Raw genomic sequence first — 23,325 nt, 5'->3', positions numbered from 1 at the left:
TATTCACATATGCATAAGAGCTTCACAGCCTTTTTTGGTTAGTAGCTCAATTGATTGCTTCAAAAATCAAGATTCAAAGAAGTAGTTTTTGAGTTTTGGGATCAGTTCCCCAAATGTTCATAAAGTAGTTTAGGTCCTTTTCGTTCCGAACCTCAGTGTAATTGGAGCTGACTTGCGTTCTTTGTACAAAAACGCAAACACTTGCAATACTGGATGTCAAATCGGGGTAATATCAACCATGTAACAATGGACGACCCAACATTACAACCTGCTTAATAAATAAGTTTAGGGGTTTATTCCAGTGTGGAAAATGAAAAAAAGTATGATGATTTTGCTTGCAGTTTTTATATTGACTGCAAGTTGTGGAATAGGTTCTGCATATACAGAAACCAGGATAACTACTAATACAGCTGAACAAACAAACCCTTCAATTTGGAGTAATTATATCGTATGGCAGGATACTCGCAATGGTGGGTCCGATATTTACCTGCAGGACCTTTCAACGAAAGTGCAAACAAGGGTTACTTCAAATGTCGATGCAGAATATCCTTGCGTATCTGGAGATAAGATCGTATGGCAGGATAAGAGGAATGGAAATTGGGATATCTACATGTATGAGATTTCCAGCAAGAAGACTACCAGAATAACTACGAACACGTCAGATCAAACAGTACCAGGAGTGTATGGCAATTACATTGTTTGGGGCGATAATCGTAATGGCGGATATGATATTTACCTAGAAAATCTGTCTACTAAAGAGCAAACTAGGATTACATCAGGTATTCTTGCAGGTAATCCTACTATCTATGGTAACAAGATAGCCTGGCAGACTTTTGAGGATCAATCCTTAGATAAAATTATGTTATATGATATTTCCACGAAACAGACAACTGAAATTACCTATGGTATGATACTTGACTTTTCAATGTATGGGAATCAGATAATTTTCAATGATATGTATACAGGATTAGTTACTACCCTGTATGATTTTTCTGCTAAAAAGTCGATTGAACTACCATTTATGTTCGTTAGAGACCCTGCGATCTACAGCAACAAAATAGTATTTATTGATAATCCTGACGGTAATTCTGATATTTACATGATTACCCTTGATTCAGAAGTTCCAAATGCTGATTTTTCTGCCTCCGCGACTTCAGGAAATGCACCGCTAACAGTGACATTTACCGATAAAAGTACAGAATCACCAAATTCATGGAACTGGAATTTTGGGGACGAGACATCTTCCGCAGAAAAGAATCCTGTGCACACATACGACAAAGCCGGGAATTATACCGTCAATTTAACAGTAAGCAATGCACTCGGAAGCACCTCAAAGACATTAGATATAATCGTGGAGGAAGTTAAAGTTATTCCCACAGCAAACTTCAAAACGAATGTCACGAGCGGCTATGCTCCTCTTACCGTACAGTTTACAGACTTATCGGAGAATTCAACCGGAAGAACCTGGGACTTCAACAATGACTGGAAAGGTGATAGCGGTGAAGCAAATCCAGTTTATACATTTTCAAATCCAGGGATGTACAACGTTAACCTGACTGCAATCAATGAAAATGGAACTGCTACAAAAACAGTTACTATAACCATAGAAACGAAAAATATCAGTGATGAAAGTAGTGGTGACACCAACTCCAGTGATTCTTCTGGTTCACCCGGTTCTTCGGACTCTGACAATTCATCTGATTCCGACAGTTCCAACAACTCTTCCGGTTCTTCCGACCCTAGTAGTTCCGGTGATTCTTCCGATTCATCCGGTGGGTCTCCCAGCTCAGGTGGCAGCCATCACAGTTCCGGTAGCTCCGGCGGTGGAACTGGTGGATCCCCTGAACCTCAAAAGAACGTCGAAACTAAAGATACAGCAAAAGTTTTCATTCCTGGTGATAAACCTGTTTATTTCAACTTTACAAATAATGTAACTGTTGTTGAGTCTATTAGCTTTACTTCTGAGAAGACTGTAGGTAAAACTACAGCTATTGTCGAGAATCTCAAGGACAAATCTGCTCTGGTTTCAAGCCTGCCTGAAGGTGAAGTCTATAAGTCCTTTAACGTGTGGGTAGGAAACGGAGGTTATGGAGTCTCCGATAATATTCAGAATGCAGTTATAATCTTCAAGGTTGAAAAGCCATGGATTAAGGAAAATGGTATAGACAAATCTTCTATTGTGCTGTACAAATATGATGACAGGAAGAAAGAATGGGAGACGACAACAGTAACTTTATCAAGTGAAGACGATCAATTCCTTTATTTCACGGCAAATGTACCTGGCTATTCTTCTTTCGTTATTACAGGGGACGAAGGAGAGAAAGAAGAACAAAGTACAGTAGCATCGGAACCTGCTGTAAGATCTACAGGTAGTGACGTAGAAGACAATGCAAGTACTATTGCAGCTAAAGCTACTGAAGAAAAGGAAAAATCACCTGGATTTAGTGTGGTCAGCGGAGTTGTCTGTCTATTTTGCATGTTCTTGTACAGAGTTAAGAGAAGATAAATTAGAGAGAACATAATCATACAGTTAGGACTTTTTCAAATCTGATAAAACCGAATATATCCTTATCGGATTTGAAAATATTTTTTGCTCATGCATTATAAACAAACTTCATTAGTTATTGATTAAGTGTTAAATTCTACCAATTACACATTTTTTATGAGAATTCCTAAATCTCTCTGTATCTGTTTCTCCTCGTTCCCTGTCTACTCTTGAAGATTCTCTTTTGAAAAGTTTCCCTAAGAGTAGTTGAGACAAACTGCTAAAGAAACTGGTCTTATAGTACGTAAACGTAAAATTGATGACCCTGCAATCATGTTTTAGGTTTTAACTCTCAGAGGTGTCTGCTTGCAGCTTATACGTATCAGTTTGAAACGAGAATACGAAGCCAAGCACGTAAGATTCGAGGAGATAGCAGCTGGCACTATCTTTTCACTCCAGAAAGGTTCAGAAACGAATAGTTTCGGTAAACAATGAAGGAACTTAATACAAAAAACTAACATGAAACTCTTTGCACAACAGGTACGGAAAATGGAAGTACTTTCAAGCACTTTCATGCCAAAGAGGAAGAGGAGAAGAAAATGAATCCTTAACCGAAGACTAATGGAGATATTTTAATTTAGTCCTCTTGAGCTCAGTTCACTGCTATAATCTCCTAAATTAGTCCTCTTGAGCGAAGAGAAAAAGTGACATTGTCCATAAGTTAGTCCTCTTGAGCGGAGCGTAGCGAAAAGGACCTCGTGCTCCCGACGCGAAACTCGGGGCGAATGAGGTTGTACGGGTTAACTTTTTTACTCAAACCTCAACCACACAAAGCGGATAACCAGAAGAGAACTGAAAAGTATAGCTGAGCAGCCTAAGAAGTATCCCTCGTATAATTGATATACCATCGTGACAATCTTTGAAGCTATGAATAGCAGCAAATCCGAAGATTCCGTTTTACCTTCGCACCTTTCTGACCGTGCAGTCCGTGAAAACCGTGAAATGTCACCTGCCGGGCAGCTCACTCCTGTTTACGAATCAGCTACTTTTTCAATCCCTGCCCTTGACCAGTTCAGGGGACTTTTACCTGACTTCAATAACAGGCTCTCTCCTGTGCGAGATCTCAGGCTTTCTCCTCCAGGGCATTCCCGTCTTAGTTCCGAGCCCCACCCAAGGCTGGTTTCCGACTCTGCCCTTGGACTTGTATCCGGCGCTCTTTCCAGCCCTCTTTCTAGCCCTCTTTCCGGGCTAAAAACCGAGAACCCCGAAATGCCTGTTGGAAAAGGGCTTGAGGTTATACCTAACCTGCCAGGAAGGACCCTTTCAGGAGATCAGATTGGCTCATTCATGCCTGGTGCAGACCTTCCGCTGGGAGCAGTCAGGAGCAGGTTTATCGCTCTCAACAGCACCGAAGAGAAGCTAAAGAATGCTGAAAAGGAAAGGAAGTAAAAAATAGTTTGTAATTTTCAAATAGCTTATAATTTTTACAGGGGCAGTGAAACTGCTCTTTTTTTCTTCTGTTGAGACTTACCAGGGAATTCTATTGCTCAACCCTGAGTTACTGCCTGAATAAAAATAGTTATTTTTAATAAAAGTAGGCGTTTTTTATTGATTTGCGGAAATGAGTTACTTCATACACACCATTATCCCTAAAAGGCTTACTGCAATCGCAATAATATTTATAAAAACAATCAAAGCGGAACCATCGTTCTTAAACTTATCATTGTTCTTATAATCCATAATATTAAATATGCAGATGTTACTTAAAAACCTTTGCAAGTTATATACAACTGATAATTTAAAAATATCTTTCATAAGCCCTTGTTGCATCCGTACATACCGTAAAATTTATTTATTTACTTATTATATTTTTCAAGTACATACCTTCCTTTTAACTTAATTTTTTTCAGAGGACCCTGTAATATGCATCATTATAGAAAAATAAAAAAGGATGGATTAAAAGGAAACCTGAAACGTGAACTACTACTCCCTGTCCAATCCGGCAAACCGGATCGTCTGAGGGAGGGGCTTCCTTGAGACTACTCAGCCTAAAAACAATATCTGAGCGATCCTCTTCCTTCATCCCCCTCTCTAATGAGAGCGAGTCCAGAGGCTCTACCCTGCGTTCCGCAGGTGAAGAAAAATCAAAGTGGAAGATATTAGTGTGATGATGCTTGAGATGCACAACGGCTTGCGGCTTTCCCCGCCTTGTTCCCGATCCCTTCGGGAGTTGTCACATCCTGTTTGCCCACTTCCTAGCTTGGTTCTCGCTTCAGATTGGGGTGACAATGCAACAAGAACTATATGGTTTCAAGGAAGAAGAAATTTGTCAGATTCAATAAAAACAGAAGGTGTGGAAGTTGACGGCTTTCATCCCCCACCTGCCACTTCCGGTAAACCGGAATTGTCGAGGAAGGGGACTTCCCGCCTTATAGTTAAAACCGGATGTTTCAAGGGCTACTATGATAAATGGGTACAGGCGTGTTTTCTGCTTAAAACTCTAACTTTTTATCTTCTTCTATTTATCTACTTCATTTTGGAAAAGCCCGTGTCACGTACGGTGAAAAAAACGGTTTAAGATGATTATTCCGGTTGCACGGGCTTTTCCCTCTAATGGACTTTTCTCAGGGACTTATCTCAAGTTGCGGGAATTTTTCGAAAAATATTAAAAGCCTTTACCTCGCTGCTCTTCTCAGAGACTTTTCGAATTTATCGAGCCCGAGGTCGGCTTCTTCATCAGTCATTACCAGGGGAGGGGAAAAGCGAATTACAGAGTCTCCGCAGGGGAGGAGCAGGACTCCATCTTTAAAAGCCTCCCTGATGATCCTGTCCCTTCGAACGGGGTCTATGGATTTATCGGATTTTACGATTTCCGCACCTATCATAAGGCCGAGCCCGCGGACGTCTCCTATGCAGGGGAAATTTTCCTGAAGCTCCCTGAGGCGTTGTCGGACATGAGACCCCATTTCACGGACGTGGTTTTCTGTGTTTTCCTTTTCCAGAAATTCGAGGGAAGCAAGGGCTGAAGCTGAGGAAAGGAGGTTTCCGCCAAAGGTATTTGAGTGGACGCCAGGAGGCCAGTCCATAAGGTCACTGTCTGCAAGCATTGCACCTATAGGGAGACCTGCACCAAGGGCTTTTGCAAGACAGGTAATATCAGCCCTTACCTCAAAATTTTCCATGGCAAGGAAGGGACCTGTCCGGAAACAGCCTGTCTGGACTTCATCGGCTGCAAGGAGGACATCATTATCCGTGCAGATTTTCCTTACTTCTTTATGGAACTCCGGAGGCGGAACTATATACCCTCCTTCTCCCTGGATCGGTTCAATAAAGACTGCAGCAGTGTCTTCTGGACTTAATTCTCTTCTAAAAATGAGGTTTTCGATCTGCTTTGCACATTCGATCCCGCAGGAAGGATATTCGAGTTTCATGGGACAGCGGTAGCAGTAGGCATATTCAGTGTGCACTGTACGGATGGTAGGGAAATGCTCTTTTTGCCGGACTTTAGAACAGGTCAGGGAGAGAGCACCTAAAGTTCTGCCGTGAAAAGCGTTATAAAAAGCGATAAAGTTCTGGCGCTTTGTTTTCCATAGAGCAAGTTTCATTGCAGCTTCCACAGATTCGGCTCCGCTGTTACAGTAAAAAACTTTTGAGTAACTTGAAAGCTCCCTGAGCTTTTTTGCAAGTTTCAGGGGGGGTTCGGCAAAAAAGTCCCCGTACCCGCAGTGGACCATTTTTTCCAGCTGGGCAGAGATAGCGGCTTTAACCTCAGGGTTTGAATAGCCTGCATTCATAACAGCAATTCCTGCAACGAAATCAATGTACTCTTTTCCGTCTATGTCCTTAATTATGGAGCCTTTTGCCCTGTCAACAACCAGAGGATAAGGACGGGATACACATGCGGATACCATATTGCAGTCCTGCCCTATTATCTCTCTGGCTTTTGGGCCAACCGTATCGAGCAGCCCTACTTCCTGTTCGAAAAAGTCAAATTCTCTTTCCAGTTCTCTCATTGCGTCCTCTTTTCTTCCCGTTTTGTCAAAGTTCTTCCATATTTCAAGCTTTTCCGGTGTTTCGTGATCCAGAATGCTTCCCCCTCTTCCCACGTTTCATACAGTATCTATCTGGGCTTTTTGCAGCCTGCCACTGTAGTCTATGTACACGGCTTTTACCTCAGTGAATTCTTTGATTGCCTCTGTTCCGGCTTCTCTGAACCCGTTTCCGGTCCCTTTTACGCCCCCGAAAGGAAGATGGACTTCAGCACCTATTGTGGGAGCATTGACGTATGTGATTCCTGCTTCTATTTTTTCAATTGCCCTGAAAGCGTTTCCAATATTTTCAGTGTAAATTGACGATGAAAGTCCGTACTTTGTATTATTGACAATCTCTATTGCTTCATCAAGACTCGAAACCATAATAATGCTGAGCACGGGCCCGAAGATCTCTTCCTGAGCAATTCGCATATCCGGCCTGACATCCGTAAAGACAGTCGGTTCAAAGAAATAGCCAGGCAGACCGGGATCCATTCTGTTTCCTCCGAACAGGAGAGTTGCACCTTCTTCTTTTCCTATCCTGACGTACTTTTCTATTTTCTCAAGTTGAGCTTTATTGATTACAGGCCCTACATCGGTTTCAGGCAGAAGCCCGTTTCCTACTCTGAGAGATTTTATTTTTGCAAGCAGCCTTGCTATGAATTCATCTTTTATTTTTTCATGAAGGATCAGCCTGCTTGTAGCTGTGCAGCGCTGGCCTGTTGTCCCGAAAGCTCCCCAGAGCACGCCTTCAAGGGCAAGTTCAAGGTCGGCATCAGGCATGACAATTACCGGGTTTTTGCCTCCCAGTTCCAGAGAAACCCGCTTCATAGTTTTTGCACATTCTTCCATGATCCATTTCCCGGTATCAAGGCTTCCTGTAAAGGAAATTGCTTTTATGCGGGGGTGCTGAACTATGGCTTTTCCAACGCTTCCTCCGGGCCCGGGCACAATGTTTACAACTCCCGGAGGTAGGCCTGCTTCCATCAGGATTTCTACAAGTTTTATTGCAAGCAGGGGCGTATCACTTGAAGGCTTGAACACGACTGCATTCCCTGCAATAAGGGCTGGCATGATCTTCCAGCTGGGAATCGCAATAGGAAAGTTCCAGGGCGTTATCATGCCCACAACTCCTATCGGCCTGAGCACGGTCATGCAGAACTTTTCCTTGAGTTCGGAAGTAGTTGTCTCCCCAAACATCCTCCTGCCTTCCCCTGCGGCATAAACGGTAATGTCTATTGCTTCCTGTACATCTCCTCTTGTTTCGGGCAGCACTTTCCCCATTTCTTCTGTCATGAGTACGGCAAGGTCTTCCTTTCTTTCCTGAAGGATGCGAGCTGCCCTGAAGAGCACCTCAGCTCTTCTCGGAGCCGGAATTTCACTCCATACTCTAAACCCCTTCTCTGCAGCCTCAACTGCTCTGTTCACATCCTCGCTTCCGGCTACCTGTATCGTAGCAAGGTTTTCGAGAGTAGCCGGATTGATATCATCAAAAGTTTCCCCGGTTGATGAGTCTCTCGACTCCCCATCTATCAGTAATTTATACTCCTGAACCACAAGACCCCTCTAAGAATAATGAGTACAATACCACATAAATATATCCAGAAAACAGTTTCGGCTGAACCAAAATATTTTCAGAGTCTTCTACTGTTAGTCCTTAAAAATTTCTCGCAGTAATAGCAGAGACTCTTCTTTCGGATAAAAAGGAAAAACTGACCGTCCACCTTTACATGGTTGATTTTTTAACCAAAAACAACCAAAAATATCTTGATCAAAAATAAATGGCTCTCCCGAGTTGCACCACCCGAGTTTCGCTTCCCGAGTTTCGCTTCGGGAGCACGAGGTCTGTTTCACTCGCTTTGCTCGTTCAAGCAGACTAATTTATAAAAATAACAGCTTTTACTTCCCGAGTTTCGCTTCGGGATCACAGGAAATCGAAGGAAAGAAAAGATTCCATCAAAACACAAGCTGCTGCATTGAAGGCTTATATCACTCTCTTGCTCTCCTGAATGTTTCTGCTCCCCTGAATTTCTTAATCCTCCACTTTCATATAATCCTTTAATATTTGTTGTTCAGCATAATGACTAAATATTCACGAACTATTATTCTATCAGGTTGACATGGCTGATAGATCACATTCTCGCATGCGGTATGAAAATATTGCCGGAGCACTTTTGTTCACTGCAGGAGTGCTGGCGTTCATGGGAATAATAACGGCTGAGACCCTCTATCCCGGGTACAGTACAGCGCAGAACGCGATAAGTGATCTTGGTGCAACTCTGCCTCCGGATAGCATTATCGTTGAACCGTCTGCAACCATTTTCAATACCACGATGCTTGTGTCAGGACTTTTGATTGTTGCATCTGCTTATTGCATTCACCGCGCGTTCAGGAGGCAGGCGATTACTGTGCTTCTCGGCCTCTTTGGAACCGGTGTTCTTGGTGTGGGAATCTTTGATGGGAGTTATGGAGATATACATGCAATTTTTGCCCTGCTCGCTTTTCTTGCAGGCGGGCTGTCTGCAGTTGCAAGCTCCAGAATACAGAGGGCACCGCTGAGCTACTTTTCAGTTGCACTCGGAGGAATCTCGCTTTTAGACCTTATTCTCTATTACATTATGCTGGATGCAAGCCCTTTTGCGGTTCTTGGCATTGGTGGGCTTGAGAGGTGGATTGCGTATCCAATCCTCCTCTGGGTCACAGGCTTTGGCGGGTATCTGATGGGGCATTCGCAGTCATAAACATTGTTCGAAACTAACCTGCCTATATCACATTTCGAAACCAATCTGTATCGGAACTTAACTTTTCGGAAAAGTAGAGCTATTGTAATGTCAGTTAGGTTTTAGAAAATATTAAAGTGGTCATAAAGCGTTTTTATTTTCCAGTGTTTCGATTAATTTTAATTTTTACCTGAAAATGAAAATTATCGTCGATTTCAGGTTTTATTTTATTCTGGTTATTACTGCTGGTTTTATTTTATTCCGGTTAATAATAATTATCTGAATAACGTATATTTATTATGCGTCTGGTTCAGGTACTTATTCCGGTTGGTAAGCGACAGCCCGTGCTGGCAGTGCTGGATGATGAGGGAATAGATTATGCCGTATGGGATGAAACAGGAAGAGGAGACTTTGAAGCCCTTGTCCAGTTTCCGGTCCCCCCGATTGGTGTGGAACCTGTACTTGAGAGGTTGCGAAAAGCCGGGGTTAGCGAAAACACTTACACAATTGTCCTGGCACCCGAGACTGTTGTCTCAACCCGCATCGAAGCCCTGAAGAAGCGTTATTCAGGAACCCGTATCTCGAGAGAAGAATTAACTGCACGCGCAGAGAACCTTGCACCCGAAACTTCGACCTATCTTGCGTTTCTGATCCTGAGTACGGTTATTGCAACCGGAGGGCTCCTGCTTAATTCGGCTGCAACAATTATAGGGGCAATGGTCGTCGCTCCGCTTATGGGGCCTGCAATTTCTGCGAGCGTGGGAACTGTTCTAGACAACAGGGCACTTGCTTCCAGAGGCGTAAAGCTGCAGGTAGGAGGCCTCCTGCTTGCAATTGCGGTAGGTGCCCTACTTGGAATCCTTATGAGGGAGTCCATACTTTTGCCTCCCGGCCTCGATATTCGTGATATTCCCCAGATCGCCGAAAGGACAAGCCCTAACTTCCTGTCCCTTTTCCTTGCCCTGGGATCAGGCATCGCAGGCGCTATCAGCATAATCCGGGGGGCAGGGTCTGCTCTTGTGGGGGTTGCAATTGCAATTGCGCTTGTTCCCCCGGCTGCAACTTCCGGGCTGGGAATCGCATGGGGGCTTCCCGGTGTGGCAATTGCAGCTGGCGTGCTTGTACTTGTCAACCTGCTTGCAATCAACATATCAGCCCTTATCATGCTCTGGATTTCCGGCTTTCGTCCTGCAGAGGAAGAAGCAGTCGGACGTGCCCGCTCTTCCGTGGTATCACATATCGCCTTCATTGCCCTGGCAATTGCCTTACTCTCCATAGTCCTCGGGCTTGTTACCTATACTACCTTCGAGACTACTATCGTTGAACAGGAAATAAACGGAGAAATGGTATCCATGTTCCAGGAGCCCGAATATGCGGAGATTGGCTTGACACTTGAAGGAGTTACAGTCGACTACAGTCCTGCTGACCTTCTCTTAGAAGAACCTGCAGAGGTATCCGTGCTCGTAGGCCGCAGGGTAGACCAGGAAGTCCCTCCTGACATAGCTAGCAAAGCCGGTACCCGCCTGACAGAAGCTACGGGAAAAGATATTATGTTCAGAGTCGGTTTCGTAGAGGCGCAGAGCTTCCCATAAGCCTTCCCATAACTATATTATAAACACCATCCCCAAGTATAAACTCCAGTTTCCCGTAATTTCTATAAATTTGAGGCTTTACCTGAGAACTAAAACTTCCGGCTACTGCCTGTTTTATTTCATTCAGGTTAATAATAATAATAAATATCCGAGAAACGTATTTTTATTATGCGTCTGGTTCAGGTACTCATACCCAATGGAAAAAGAGACTCAGTGCTGAAAACTCTCGATGCCGAAGAGATTGATTATGCAGTTTGGAACGAGACCGGAAGAGGAGACTTTGAAGCTCTTGTTGAGTTCCCAATCCCTCCGGTTGGAGTCGAACCTGTGCTTGACAAGCTGCGCAAAGCAGGAGTAGGTGAGGATACTTATACAATTGTCCTGTCACCTGAGATAGTAATTTCAAAGCGGATCGATGCCCTTAAAAAGCGCTACCCTGACCAGCGCATTTCCAGAGAAGAGCTTATCACACGTGCACAGGACCTGGCACCTCCTGCCTCTACGTATATTGCTTTTTTAGTGCTGAGTACGGCTATTGCGACTGCCGGACTTTTGCTTGATTCGGCTGCTACAATAATAGGGGCTATGGTCATAGCTCCCTTAATGGGACCTGCGATCTCCGCAAGCGTAGGGACAGTTGTTTACGACCGGAAACTTGCTGCCCGCGGATTAATGTTGCAGGTGACAGGCCTTTTGCTAGCAATAGGAGTAGCTGCCCTGATCGGCCTTATGGTCAGGGAGTTGAACCTGATGCCACCAGGATTTGATATCCGTGGGATCCCACAGGTATCCGAACGCACAAACCCGAACTTCCTGTCTCTATTTCTTGCTCTCGGGTCAGGTATTGCAGGAGCCATCAGTATAATAAGAAATGCAGGATCTGCCCTCGTAGGAGTTGCCATTGCAGCTGCCCTTGTCCCTCCTGCAGCGACTTCGGGGCTGGGATTTGCGTTTGGGCTCCCCGCAGTGGCAATCATTTCAGCTGTCCTGATGCTGGTGAACGTGCTTGCTATCAATATTTCTGCGCTTGTCCTGTTCTGGCTTGCAGGCTTCAGGCCCTCAAGGTCTTCGGCTGTAAACCATGCCCGAAACGCTGTGATATCGCACACAATGATCCTATTAATTGCAATCGCTATACTTTCAAGCGTCCTCGGACTTGTGACCTATGTCTCCTCACAAACTGCGCTTATGGAACAGCAGGCAAAAGCAGAGGTGTCGGTGATGCTCAACGAATCCGAATATTCGGAAATGAGACTGGTCACTGAAAGCGTAGATGTTGAGTACAGACCTGCAGACCTAATCCTGGATGAGCCTGCAAGAGTAACTGTTATCCTGTACCGCAGTGCGGAGCAGGAACTTCCCCAGGGCATAGCCCAGAGGATAGACGACCACCTGACAGAATTCACAGGCAGAGAAGTCCGGGTCAGGGTAGGGTTCATAGAAGCGCAGCAGACCACTTAAATTCTCCCGGGACAGCAGATGGAACAGCAAATAGCTCTTACCAGGTCCAGAGTAAGTTTCACAACCTCTTCGATTTTGTCTACAGAAATGAAGTCAACCCTGTCATCTGCCGTATGAAATAGTTCATAAGTGCCTGTAGAACTTATTGCCATACTCGGGACCCCCCTCATCCAGAAAAAGGTATGGTCACCTGCAGGCCAGGGTTCTACCCGAATAACCCCGGGATATTTATTTTTTAAATCCAGTGCAGAATTAACAAATTCTTCCGGGCACCCAAAAAACGCAATATTATTAGTCGAGGAATAATGTCCGATCCCATCGATATTTATCGCAGTGGCTGTGTCTCCGAAGTTCGGCAGGTTTTTTTCCAGATACAGCATTTCCCCAAGAGCATAATATTCTTCCCCGTTAAAAGCCACAAATTCAATATCGAAAGGAAGGTTTTCATCCTTCAATAACTCATTTTTCAATAACTCATCTTTCAATAACTCATCTTTCAATAACTCATTCTTCAATAACTCATCTTTCAATATTTCGTCTTTCAATAACTCTTCTTTCAATATTTCATCCTTAAAAATCTCTTCACCGGCTAATTCTGTAATAATCAATTCTGCAACTGTCAGGAGCGCTGCAACTCCGGCCCCGTTATCAGCAGCACCATCGGTCCCGTATTTGGTGTCAAGGTGTGCGCAGAGGACAAGTTTTTCTTTTCCGTTTTTACCGTATTTTCCCACAACGTTTGCAGCACTGCCGGCTTCAAATTCGCTTTTTACGGTTAATCTGAGTGTTTCTCCTGAATTTTTCAATAACCTCATGCCGTCAAGGCTTGAGAGTGTAACCGAAGGTATTTCAAAGTCCCAATCCTCTATAATCGGGACAGGATTTATTGCCCTATGGCTTACAGCAACGATAGCAAGTGGCTCTTTTGCTTCCAGAAGCCCTATTATTCTCTTATGCTCATCAGGGTTGTACACGTTATTGTTTTTGGCAGCTAAAGGCGCCTGTGTAAGTTCTCCATAAATTACTGCAATCCTGTCCCTGAAATCCCCGTTTTCCAGTTCGAAAACATTGCCTGCTACCGTAAACTCTGCTTCAACCTCGCAGGAAGTTGAGTATGTATTGACAACAGCTGGAACCTTTTCTTCCCCGCAGAATAGTTCGACTTTTTCACACTTCCAGCTTTTACAGGCATATTCCTGCTTCTCTACCTGAAGCCCGAGTTCTTCAAATACGCCTGATATATATGATTCAGCCCTGTGGTTGTTTAAAGTTCCAATAGGTCTGCTCCCGATTTCGCTGCACAACTTGTGTAAGTGCCTGGTTATGATTGGCTTGTATTTTTGCATGTTTTGTCCTCTTTTCCATTTTGGCTTTCAGGACTGAGGAGGAAGGAACTTTTAAAATAAATAACTTTTTAATTAGATTGTTAGTCTGTTTGAGTTTGAATCCCCAGAAAAAACAGCTCTTAAAAACAAGGATTTAATAGAAAGAAGATAATATACCAAACAATTTAAAACCGTCAAAAACCCTGATTTTCTTGTATTTATAAAGGGCTTGATAATTTTCCAGCAAGAATTTTAGCCCTGAAAAAGGGCTCGTCTAAGGCATTTTCTAGCCAAATAACGGAAATCTTTGCCCTATTCGAGAGCAAAATCCACTAAAACAAGGATTGAAACGCACAGTTTTTGGAATACAAAGCTGAGGCTATTGGATTCGAGAGCAAAATCCACTAAAACAAGGATTGAAACTTAAAACTCAGATATGGAGTGCTTCAAGAGAATTTCCTATTCGAGAGCAAAATCCACTAAAACAAGGATTGAAACATCACCGATAAGGCACTCGGATCCAAAAAAGTATTATTCGAGAGCAAAATCCACTAAAACAAGGATTGAAACTAAGTAGGCGAGTTTTCACAAAATCACGTCCTCAAATTCGAGAGCAAAATCCACTAAAACAAGGATTGAAACATGAGGTTCATACCTGCAGCCACTAGGATTACTGCAGGATTCGAGAGCAAAATCCACTAAAACAAGGATTGAAACCTCCGATATCTGAATTATCTGAATACCTGGAGACAGCTGATTCGAGAGCAAAATCCACTAAAACAAGGATTGAAACTTTCAAGTCCCGGATGGCAAAAGGAACCTGCTATAATTCGAGAGCAAAATCCACTAAAACAAGGATTGAAACTGTATCTATCATCCGAACCCTGTACTTCAGGTACTGGATTCGAGAGCAAAATCCACTAAAACAAGGATTGAAACATCGTGTGTTTATCCGAATGTTTGTATCTAGGGTAATTCGAGAGCAAAATCCACTAAAACAAGGATTGAAACATAGACAAGTAAGAGATCTGGAGAGACTTACTCGCAAATTCGAGAGCAAAATCCACTAAAACAAGGATTGAAACTACAACTTAGACCTTTTTAGTAAGAAATCACAAATATATTCGAGAGCAAAATCCACTAAAACAAGGATTGAAACTTGTACGGGAAAAACTGCTTACCTGCCGGGGGTGGATTCGAGAGCAAAATCCACTAAAACAAGGATTGAAACCATTCGGTTTTGGCGTAATGTGGGCATGTTTCTGATTCGAGAGCAAAATCCACTAAAACAAGGATTGAAACAGAGAATAATGTTTTTTTGGCACAATACCCCCCTCATTCGAGAGCAAAATCCACTAAAACAAGGATTGAAACAATGTTTGTTCGCTCATTTTCCCTGCTGCTGCTGCTCTATTCGAGAGCAAAATCCACTAAAACAAGGATTGAAACATCCAGATTGGTATTGTAAATGCAACAAAAACGATTGATTCGAGAGCAAAATCCACTAAAACAAGGATTGAAACTATGTTTTACACTTTTCAAAAAAGACTGCCCCTATATATTCGAGAGCAAAATCCACTAAAACAAGGATTGAAACTTTTTGCTGCAGCCTCTTCAATCTGCACAGGGGATTCGAGAGCAAAATCCACTAAAACAAGGATTGAAACTCTTTTTTATCTCTTTTCATGATTTTTGAGAAATTACGAGAGCATTCGAGAGCAAAATCCACTAAAACAAGGATTGAAACGCTGATACATATTTCCTATATTATCCGTTATCAAATCCTATTCGAGAGCAAAATCCACTAAAACAAGGATTGAAACGTAGAAACTAAATTGGGAATAGGGGAACCTGCTGCATATTCGAGAGCAAAATCCACTAAAACAAGGATTGAAACACCCGCCTGGTAGTCTCAGGGCAAATCCCCGTCTGATTCGAGAGCAAAATCCACTAAAACAAGGATTGAAACACATGGGCTGTGCCTGCTGGACAGGACATCAATTTTGATTCGAGAGCAAAATCCACTAAAACAAGGATTGAAACATTGACCAGATTGAAATTACAGAAAGGAAAATGAAATTCGAGAGCAAAATCCACTAAAACAAGGATTGAAACCAGTAGGGGCCGTATACACAAAATCTCAAAACGATTCGAGAGCAAAATCCACTAAAACAAGGATTGAAACCTTATACTAATGGTGAAACATTCACTATAGCTTCATTCGAGAGCAAAATCCACTAAAACAAGGATTGAAACTTTCAATGGGTCTGACTGGTATGTCGGGTACAAATTCGAGAGCAAAATCCACTAAAACAAGGATTGAAACTTAATACGCCAGGAATTCCAAGACAATATATCCGGTATTCGTGAGCAAGATCCACTAAAACAAGGATTGAAACCACATTTTAAAGCATTTCTTAAACCTTCAATAGCTTGATTCGTGAGCAAGATCCACTAAAACAAGGATTGAAACCCAATTGTACACCTTCCGTATACCTTCCATTTCGACGATTCGTGAGCAAGATCCACTAAAACAAGGATTGAAACTCCTCGTTGGGATTTGGGCATATTTCCAGATAAAATTCGTGAGCAAGATCCACTAAAACAAGGATTGAAACACCATCTTATTAAGCGCTTCTTTGTCAGTGTACTTATTATTCGTGAGCAAGATCCACTAAAACAAGGATTGAAACTCCAGGTTTGGAATGCAATAAGTATGTCTGGAGTAGTATTCGTGAGCAAGATCCACTAAAACAAGGATTGAAACCTTCTCAGGAATGTTTCTCCATGAGTAATTAAATGTAAATTCGCGAGCAAGATCCACTAAAACAAGGATTGAAACAAAATTTGATAACCGGAGCACTTGAAACTACAATAAATTCGCGAGCAAGATCCACTAAAACAAGGATTGAAACTACGGAGTTGTGACTGTGATAGTCAGGTTATCAATATTCGTGAGCAAGATCCACTAAAACAAGGATTGAAACGTTGTTGGTTCAGTGAAGCGGTGACCTTGAAGGATTCGTGAGCAAGATCCACTAAAATAAAGATTGAGGTATATGCAAGCCGTAAAAAGATCAACACTTGAGTCGTCAGCTCCTGTATTAATTTCCTCTAAATCTAAAAATTTTTCAGTATGAAATTCGTTTTAAACGCTACACACATAGATAATCCCATGACAAAAAGACAAAAAGCGTGGACCTTTTGTCCACAAAAAATCCCAAAACCTAAGGTGCCGGAAAATGTAAAGCTGGAGGTAGAAACGAAAGCAAATGAACTTGTCGAATCGTTTCTAATGCCGGAATACATCAAAACCCCGCCTGAAGATATGCGTTTCAATTACATAGTAGACATTTATACGAAATGGTACCAAAGCTACTTTTACTTCTGTGCGAAGTACGCTTCCCCGGATCCGCGTTCCGTCTCCCCATTTTTTGAAGTTAAGTTTGCCCGCATGGAATATGTTGGGGACGGTCTATTCAATCTTTCATACATGAGGCACACAGGGAAGTGGTTTGAAATTTTTCAAGACCTGTCCGTTGATGAATGTTTGGAGACGATCAGGGATTTTCCCCACTTCCAGCCATGAAGAAAAGACCATTCATCGGTCACAGGTCAAGGAATTTTCTTATTATGTGTTACAAAATTTAACTGATTCGGGACAATAAACCCCAAAACCTGAAATAGGTGATCCAAATATACTCATTTGGGTGAATATTCCATGAAAAAGACTTTCGAGAAGGTTTACCAGCTAAAGCTTTCCATGAAGGGCATTACCCCCCAGATCTGGAGGCGGATCCAGGTGCCGGAAAATTATACTTTCCTGAAACTTCATGATGCCATCCAGGCGGTAATGGACTGGGAAGATTACCACCTGCACGAATTCGAAATGCTAAACCCGAAGACCGGGATGCTTGATAGAATCGGGACTGAAGGGGACGATTTTGAAGCTTTTGGAGGGCATCTCGTACCGGAAAAGAAAGCAAAACTCTCTGACTATTTCACGCCTGAAAATAAGGAAGCTCTGTACACCTACGATTTTGGGGACAACTGGCAGGTAAAAGTCCGACTTGAAAAAATCCTCGAAAGAAAAGAAGGGGTAGAGTATCCCATCTGTACGGCAGGAAAAAGGGTAGCTGTTCCCGAAGACATCGGCGGGATATGGGGCTATGAAGAGATGCTTGAAATCCTAAAAGACCCTGGGCATGAGGAATATGAAGATACCGTAACATGGCTGGGAGAGGATTTTGACCCCGAATACTTTGATCCGAAAGACGTTTCTTTCTGAAGCTGAGAACTTGGAAGCCTCCAATAAAAACATATAACTCTGAAAAAGAACAAAATGTCGATTCCGAATTAATCCTCATAAAACAAGGGAACTGACCAGAATGTCAAAGAAAATTGGTAGAAATGATCCGTGCCCATGTGGTTCAGGTAAAAAATATAAACATTGTTGTATAGGTAGCAAAGCAGCCGATGTGAATCTAACTACTTCAAAATCTGAAACTACTTCAAAATCTGAAGCTCCAGTCATTAACCGGTTAGCCATTATGAGGTTTGAACAGAAATTGCAGGATAATCCCGAGCAATTGGAAGAAATTGGCAAAGAACTTGAAAAATATTCCGGTGATAGGGATATGGACTTCAAAGAATTTATTCTAAGGAGCTGGAGTATTGATAAAGTAAAAAAGATGAGTACCTCAGAAATAATTGAAAAGTTGCAATCAATGAATATTGATTTCGAAATAGAACGTTTTAAAAAACAGGCTCAAAATTATATCTCTGCAATTCAATTAGCAGAAGATCATTATTATACACAGGATTTCCATGCCCCAGGTCCGGATGAAGATTTCATCTGGTTGGCAATGATAGAGTTATGGAACCGGATAATCCCGGAGAAATACAATGTAGAAATGATCGATGATTTGATGCAGGAAGGCTACGAAGACATTGAAAAACAAAATTACGGCGAAGGACTAGAAAAGTGGAAAAAGACCTGGAACATGATAATAAGTATTGTTCCTCCTCATGTAAAATCTGTTACGGATGCTGATAAATTCATTTCCGGCCTAACACAAAGTATTTTTAATTGGTGTCAGGATTTTCAAATGGAATTAGCCAACGCAGGGAGAGGAGATGCCTCTTTTCATATGAAGAGGATAAAATATTGTCAGGATTTCTGCCGGATTTTCCCTCATTCAGATGAGTCAATAATAAAAAATATGCTCAGAGCAGAAGCCGAATCATATACTGAGCTTGGGGATACGGAAACAGCAAAAAAACTATCCCAGGGATAAATTAAGTGTTTCCGAACAATTTCTGCGGTTATATTGACGGGGAGATACGTATTTGTGGTTTAAAATGCGAAGTTATCTATCAAGACCTTGATTTTATTACTCTACTTTCTTTGCTAAAAAAGTAGAACTTTCTCCCCGATGAATTCTAAACTCGCCTTCGAGTGCATCTTTATCTTTTATCCTGACCTAACCACTGCCAAAGACAGGGTCGCACTCGTCATTTCCTTCCCAGGTGAACTCAAATCTTGAAACAATAGAACATGTGTTATATAGAGTAGTACAGGTAAAATTCGCGAGCAAGACCCACTAAAACAAGGATTGAAAAGCTCTTTTTGATGCTTTTAGACTATACAGTGAAGCTGTTCACAGGTAAAAAATCAAAATGTTATTAAATATGAAGCTTTTACATCTTTTATCACAAGCGGAATTCCTATAGGATGGCTCATACAGTATAGGAACAAGCATTTTAATTGAACAGATGGTGGTAAAATTAAAGAGCAGAAAAAATTAACTAATCCCGTTTTTAAAATCATCTGGATGATTTCTGTTTTCAATTTATTGCTTTCAGGACTTTTTCTTTTTGTGGGAGAATATATTTCAGGTGAAAAGATTTTAAGTGATTCCATTGGACCATCAAAAGATCTTGATAGCGATGTTATGCTCACTGAAAACGAAGTGGTGACCATTGTCTTTAGAACAAGAGAAAGATATCCCACTTCCGAATTATTAAATATCGTTGTGGTCGATCCGCAAAACAAAGAATATTTCTGGGAAGAAAAATTTTATGCATCCTCTAAGTCCGTAACAAGAACCCGAGACTTCTTTTCATTTACTCCAGAAGTATCAGGAATTCATCACATAAAAATAAGCAATGCCGATTTTCAAACAGATGTTCATTGGTCATCGGTTAAGGAAAAATCGTAATCACTTGCATTGATTTTCATAAAATTTGTTAAATTATTCATCAAATGCAAAACTGGAATCTGATATCGATTTCAATTTAAACACTAAACATTTGGGTTTGAGTTTTTCCGTCGAAATCGAGATCCGCAGCTCAAAATCCTTAACCGAATACAAATGAACAGATGTTAAGTTCGTTTCAGGAATGGCAAATCCACGTGAGCAGCCTTTATTCTTGATAACAATGTTCGTATCTTTTCTAATCATGTTCGTTGGTGTTCTTTCATTAAAGTATGGAACAATAATGGAATCAATAAAATCAAGACGTGTTTCAGTTAAAGGAGCACTCAATTTTTGCATAGCCCTGTCTATAAGCCTGATTATAATGTATAATACAGTTGGTTTGTAATGTAATTTTTAATCTGTTTTATAAAACTAGTAATATAATAAAAGAAAATTAGGCGAATAAGTATGAATACAATACAACCAAAAGGGTCGTTTTGCCAGAATTGCAATACTGATAGAGAAAAAATAATTGATTTTCTAAAAAATTATGTAATTGGTAAAAAACTTGTTACAGATGAAGTGATTTATCAGCTTGAAGAAGGCAAGTCGGAAGGGGTTTATTCTGGAGCTGATCCCAAAACTCAAGATTAAGTCCCTAAATCTTGAATCTTGAATAATCAATGGATCTTCTGATTAGGAAAATGATCCTGAAATTCTTGTTGATATGAAAATAAAATCGGTTTTGGGATGAGCTCCTTATTAAAAACGTAATTTAATGCTAACAGTTCATGACTGCTTTTTTCCCCTCTTTTTCTAATTTTCCTTTCTTTTTCTAATTTTCCTTTCTTTTTCTAATTTTCCTCTTTTTTTCTAATTTCCCCCTCTTTTTTCTAAGCCTCTACCAATTTCAGCTTTTTTATTCATTTTTTGCAAAATCCATCGGTAATGACCCAAATAAAATATTAACCATTACCACCTAAATAATACAAAATATATAAGATGTTTTATAAAACTTGAGGAAGTTGTGAATAGGTTGGAAGAGATTTGATGAGTGTAGTATATACTCTCCAGTTAAAAAACGGTGTTTAGAATGCCCAGTGGAAAAGCTCATACAAAAATAAATATTGTGTTGCTCTTTGGTATATTGCTGAGTTTACATACAAATTATGTACAATCACGTATTCCCCCGGAATATCTTGAATTTGATACTACGGCAATATTTTCATTTGCACTTATATTCGGGACATACTATCTAAGTCCTGACCTGGATATTCAAAGCGAGCCCTTCAATAGATGGGGAATTCTTAAGTATATCTGGTGGCCCTATCAAAAAATTTTTAAGCACCGTGGAAAACTGCATCATCCATTATCAGGCCCCATTATAATTATTTCAACTGTTGGTTTATTCATCATAGCACCAGTTGTTACCCTGTTTAACTTAGACATAACTAATATTCCGATAAGATACATTATTTCATTACTGGCTGGAATAGTTATTTCTATTGAAGCACACATAATTTCAGATATGATATACACTAAAGCAAAAAGAAAATCCACAAAAATAAAAAAGAAACTGAAAAATATTCACGACGCCAAATCATAAACCCTGCTTTCGGCAGGTAAACCTATAAATTAATATCATTAATTTTATATCTCTTTCTTGGTTATCCCATGGCAGAGAAAAACAGTAGTAGAAGAGTTGAATCCTCCTTAAAACGTACACGGTTCTTAGGTCACCTAGGTCTTATGGCTGGAGTTTTCCGAGAACTTGAAGTTGACAAACTGATCGATGAGAAACTTCCCAAAGAACGGAATCATAATGTTCCTCACTCAGTCTGCATCCTTGCCATGGTACTCAATGGTCTAGGTTTCATAGGGCAACGTCTGTACCTGTTTCCTGATTTTTTCAAAAACATTTCTACTGAAAGGCTTTTTGGAGACGGTATAACAAAAGAAGACCTGAATCAATATGCTATCGGAGAGACTCTTGACAAAATCGTAAAATATGGCCCTACAAAACTGTTTACGGAAATTACCCTTCACATTATGGCTCGTCTACCTATTCCTGTTCACTGTTTACACTCTGACACTACAAGTGTCAGCGTTTATGGTGATTATGAAGACGAAGAAACTGAGTCTATTGATATTACTTTTGGAATTCCCAAAAACGGAAGATGGGACCTCAAACAATTTGTACTGAGCTTGATTGTTAATCAGCATGGAATACCTCTTTTCATGAACACACATTCAGGAAATGCTTCCGACAAAAACACAATTCTGGATGCAATAACGTCTCTCAAATCAGTTTTAAGACCTGAAAGCAAAGTGTACTATGTCGCTGATAGTTCCTTTTACACAGACAATAATATCCAGAATATCGGAAAATCATTCTGGATCAGTCGTGTTCCTGCAACAATTTCCGAGGCAAAGGAACTGCTAACTGCAAATCTGAACCTGAAAACGCTAAAAAGTGATGAGAGGTACTCTTTTTATCAAACCTTTGTGGAATATGGCGGAGTCAAACAAAAGTGGGTTTTGCTGCTTTCTCACAAGATGAAGGAGAAGAAAGAGAAAACTCTCAGGACGAAACTTGACAAAGAGGTTGAAAAAGCAGAGAAGGCTTTTAAAAAGCTGAAAGGAGAGGACTTCTTCTGCGAAGAGGATGCATCAAAAGCTGCAGAGAAATGGATTAAAGAATTCCCTTCTATTGTTTTTGAAAAAGTTGATTTGAAATCCATTAAAAAACGTGAATCAGGTAAAAGAGGCAGACCTTCTAAAGATGAGGAATTAAAGACTTATTTCAGGATTGATGGAAGCATAAAGGTTAATGATGCTTTTGTTTTGAATGAAATGGAGAAAATGGGACTTTTCATTCTTGCGAGTAATGATATCACTCTTTCTCCGGGAGAGATGCTGAAGTATTACAAAGGACAGGACAATGTAGAAAAAGGATTCCGATTCTTGAAAAGTGATACATTTAGCATATCGAAAGTCTACCTAAAGAATAAAAGCAGAATTGAAGCACTGGCTATGACAATGGTTCTCTGCTTAATGATTTATTCAATTGCAGAATGGAAATTAAGGACAAAATTAGAGGAAGAAAATGAAACGGTTCCAGATCAAAAAGGAAAGCCAACAAAAAGACCTACGATGAGATGGATATTTGTCAATTTCCAGGGAATTACAGAACTTATTTCTCAGAAAGAAGGTGAAGTAAATTCAGAAATACTGAATATGGAGGATCTTCACTGGAAGATATTGGGTCTCATGGGAGAGAAATATGAAAATATCTATCTCTAATTACGTTAACCTGCCGAATGTAGGTTGATTGGAAGAAATCAGGGTTTTCTAAAGGGACATTGCATTATATGAAGCAGAATGCCAAGTCAGATAAACCGTTTACTCTTAATGCTCATATTCTGGAAAGAGTTAATAAGTGGGAATCATTGGTTTCAGGTCAAAAATGTGTATAAATTTACTGTAAAATTGTAAAACGGCATCAAGAGAT

Annotated in this window: 17 protein-coding genes, 2 pseudogenes and 1 CRISPR repeat array; of the genes and pseudogenes, 16 read left to right on the top strand and 3 right to left on the bottom strand. The window is 41.0% G+C overall.

The genetic code is table 11. The features are described from left to right. The first annotated feature begins 310 nt into the window (after window positions 1–310). The 5 genes and pseudogenes from ACZ5A8_RS14050 (at window position 311) to ACZ5A8_RS14030 (ending at window position 5,063) form a co-directional block, all read left to right on the top strand. The gene (locus ACZ5A8_RS14050) at window positions 311–2,506 is read left to right on the top strand and encodes a PGF-pre-PGF domain-containing protein (protein ID WP_464534143.1); all 2,196 of its coding nucleotides are present in this window, start codon (window positions 311–313) and stop codon (window positions 2,504–2,506) included. 199 nt (window positions 2,507–2,705) lie between these two features. After that, window positions 2,706–2,946, top strand: a pseudogene (locus ACZ5A8_RS14045) (IS4 family transposase); the annotation flags it as partial. A gap of 448 nt (window positions 2,947–3,394) precedes the next feature. Next, window positions 3,395–3,934, top strand: a complete 540-nt coding sequence (locus ACZ5A8_RS14040; protein ID WP_464529792.1) for a hypothetical protein — start codon at window positions 3,395–3,397, stop codon at window positions 3,932–3,934. Between the two features lie 584 nt (window positions 3,935–4,518). Continuing rightward, complete coding sequence (locus tag ACZ5A8_RS14035) at window positions 4,519–4,653, top strand: hypothetical protein (protein ID WP_464529790.1); 135 nt, start codon at window positions 4,519–4,521, stop codon at window positions 4,651–4,653. Window positions 4,654–4,811: 158 nt separating this feature from the next. Further along, window positions 4,812–5,063 (top strand): hypothetical protein, encoded by a 252-nt coding sequence (locus tag ACZ5A8_RS14030; protein ID WP_464529789.1) that lies wholly within the window; start codon window positions 4,812–4,814, stop codon window positions 5,061–5,063. A 97-nt stretch (window positions 5,064–5,160) separates the two neighbouring features. Here the strand turns inward: ACZ5A8_RS14030 and ACZ5A8_RS14025 are convergent, their stop codons facing one another. Further along, window positions 5,161–6,591 carry an aminotransferase class III-fold pyridoxal phosphate-dependent enzyme gene (locus ACZ5A8_RS14025; protein WP_464529788.1) on the bottom strand — a complete coding sequence of 477 codons (1,431 nt, stop codon included), beginning with the start codon at window positions 6,589–6,591 and terminating at the stop codon, window positions 5,161–5,163. 3 nt (window positions 6,592–6,594) lie between these two features. Then, window positions 6,595–8,073 (bottom strand): aldehyde dehydrogenase family protein, encoded by a 1,479-nt coding sequence (locus tag ACZ5A8_RS14020; protein WP_464529786.1) that lies wholly within the window; start codon window positions 8,071–8,073, stop codon window positions 6,595–6,597. Between the two features lie 563 nt (window positions 8,074–8,636). Here ACZ5A8_RS14020 and ACZ5A8_RS14015 point away from each other — a divergent pair. The 3 genes from ACZ5A8_RS14015 to ACZ5A8_RS14005 all read left to right on the top strand — a co-directional run bounded on the left by ACZ5A8_RS14015 (window position 8,637) and on the right by ACZ5A8_RS14005 (window position 12,289). Further along, on the top strand, window positions 8,637–9,257 hold the full coding sequence (locus ACZ5A8_RS14015; protein WP_464529785.1) for a DUF998 domain-containing protein: 621 nt from the start codon (window positions 8,637–8,639) through the stop codon (window positions 9,255–9,257). A gap of 278 nt (window positions 9,258–9,535) precedes the next feature. Further along, the gene (locus ACZ5A8_RS14010; protein WP_464529784.1) at window positions 9,536–10,828 is read left to right on the top strand and encodes a TIGR00341 family protein; all 1,293 of its coding nucleotides are present in this window, start codon (window positions 9,536–9,538) and stop codon (window positions 10,826–10,828) included. 168 nt (window positions 10,829–10,996) lie between these two features. Next, entirely contained in the window at window positions 10,997–12,289 is a 1,293-nt protein-coding gene (locus ACZ5A8_RS14005; RefSeq protein ID WP_464529782.1) for a TIGR00341 family protein, read from the top strand. Here the strand turns inward: ACZ5A8_RS14005 and ACZ5A8_RS14000 are convergent. After that, window positions 12,286–13,635 carry a M28 family peptidase gene (locus tag ACZ5A8_RS14000; protein WP_464529780.1) on the bottom strand — a complete coding sequence of 450 codons (1,350 nt, stop codon included), beginning with the start codon at window positions 13,633–13,635 and terminating at the stop codon, window positions 12,286–12,288. The two genes, ACZ5A8_RS14005 and ACZ5A8_RS14000, sit on opposite strands and share 4 nt — an antisense overlap. Before the next feature lie 293 nt (window positions 13,636–13,928). Next, window positions 13,929–16,671: a CRISPR direct-repeat array (repeat unit 37 nt; unit sequence ATTCGAGAGCAAAATCCACTAAAACAAGGATTGAAAC). 118 nt (window positions 16,672–16,789) lie between these two features. Between ACZ5A8_RS14000 and ACZ5A8_RS13995 the strand changes: the two genes are divergently transcribed. From ACZ5A8_RS13995 to ACZ5A8_RS13960, 8 genes and pseudogenes are all read left to right on the top strand, one after another. Further along, window positions 16,790–17,203: a DUF3024 domain-containing protein gene (locus ACZ5A8_RS13995; RefSeq protein ID WP_464529779.1), complete on the top strand. Its 414-nt coding sequence runs from the start codon at window positions 16,790–16,792 to the stop codon at window positions 17,201–17,203. A 132-nt stretch (window positions 17,204–17,335) separates the two neighbouring features. Beyond that, complete coding sequence (locus tag ACZ5A8_RS13990) at window positions 17,336–17,902, top strand: plasmid pRiA4b ORF-3 family protein (protein ID WP_464529777.1); 567 nt, start codon at window positions 17,336–17,338, stop codon at window positions 17,900–17,902. Between the two features lie 100 nt (window positions 17,903–18,002). After that, window positions 18,003–18,911 carry a YecA family protein gene (locus ACZ5A8_RS13985; protein WP_464529776.1) on the top strand — a complete coding sequence of 303 codons (909 nt, stop codon included), beginning with the start codon at window positions 18,003–18,005 and terminating at the stop codon, window positions 18,909–18,911. A gap of 537 nt (window positions 18,912–19,448) precedes the next feature. After that, window positions 19,449–19,835 (top strand): hypothetical protein, encoded by a 387-nt coding sequence (locus ACZ5A8_RS13980; RefSeq protein ID WP_464529774.1) that lies wholly within the window; start codon window positions 19,449–19,451, stop codon window positions 19,833–19,835. 447 nt (window positions 19,836–20,282) lie between these two features. Continuing rightward, on the top strand, window positions 20,283–20,468 hold the full coding sequence (locus ACZ5A8_RS13975) for a hypothetical protein (RefSeq protein WP_464529773.1): 186 nt from the start codon (window positions 20,283–20,285) through the stop codon (window positions 20,466–20,468). 439 nt (window positions 20,469–20,907) lie between these two features. Next, a complete protein-coding gene (locus ACZ5A8_RS13970; protein ID WP_464529771.1) occupies window positions 20,908–21,420 on the top strand; it encodes a metal-binding protein in 513 nt (170 codons plus the stop codon). 68 nt (window positions 21,421–21,488) lie between these two features. Beyond that, window positions 21,489–23,117: an IS1634 family transposase gene (locus ACZ5A8_RS13965; protein ID WP_464529695.1), complete on the top strand. Its 1,629-nt coding sequence runs from the start codon at window positions 21,489–21,491 to the stop codon at window positions 23,115–23,117. A gap of 26 nt (window positions 23,118–23,143) precedes the next feature. Then, a pseudogene (locus ACZ5A8_RS13960) lies at window positions 23,144–23,290 on the top strand (CRISPR-associated endonuclease Cas1); the annotation flags it as partial. Between the last annotated feature and the right edge of the window lie 35 nt (window positions 23,291–23,325).

It is taken from the genome of Methanosarcina subterranea, assembly GCF_055385895.1.
The sequence above is the reverse complement of the archived record's forward strand: the minus strand, read 5'-3'. Positions and strand labels throughout refer to the sequence as shown.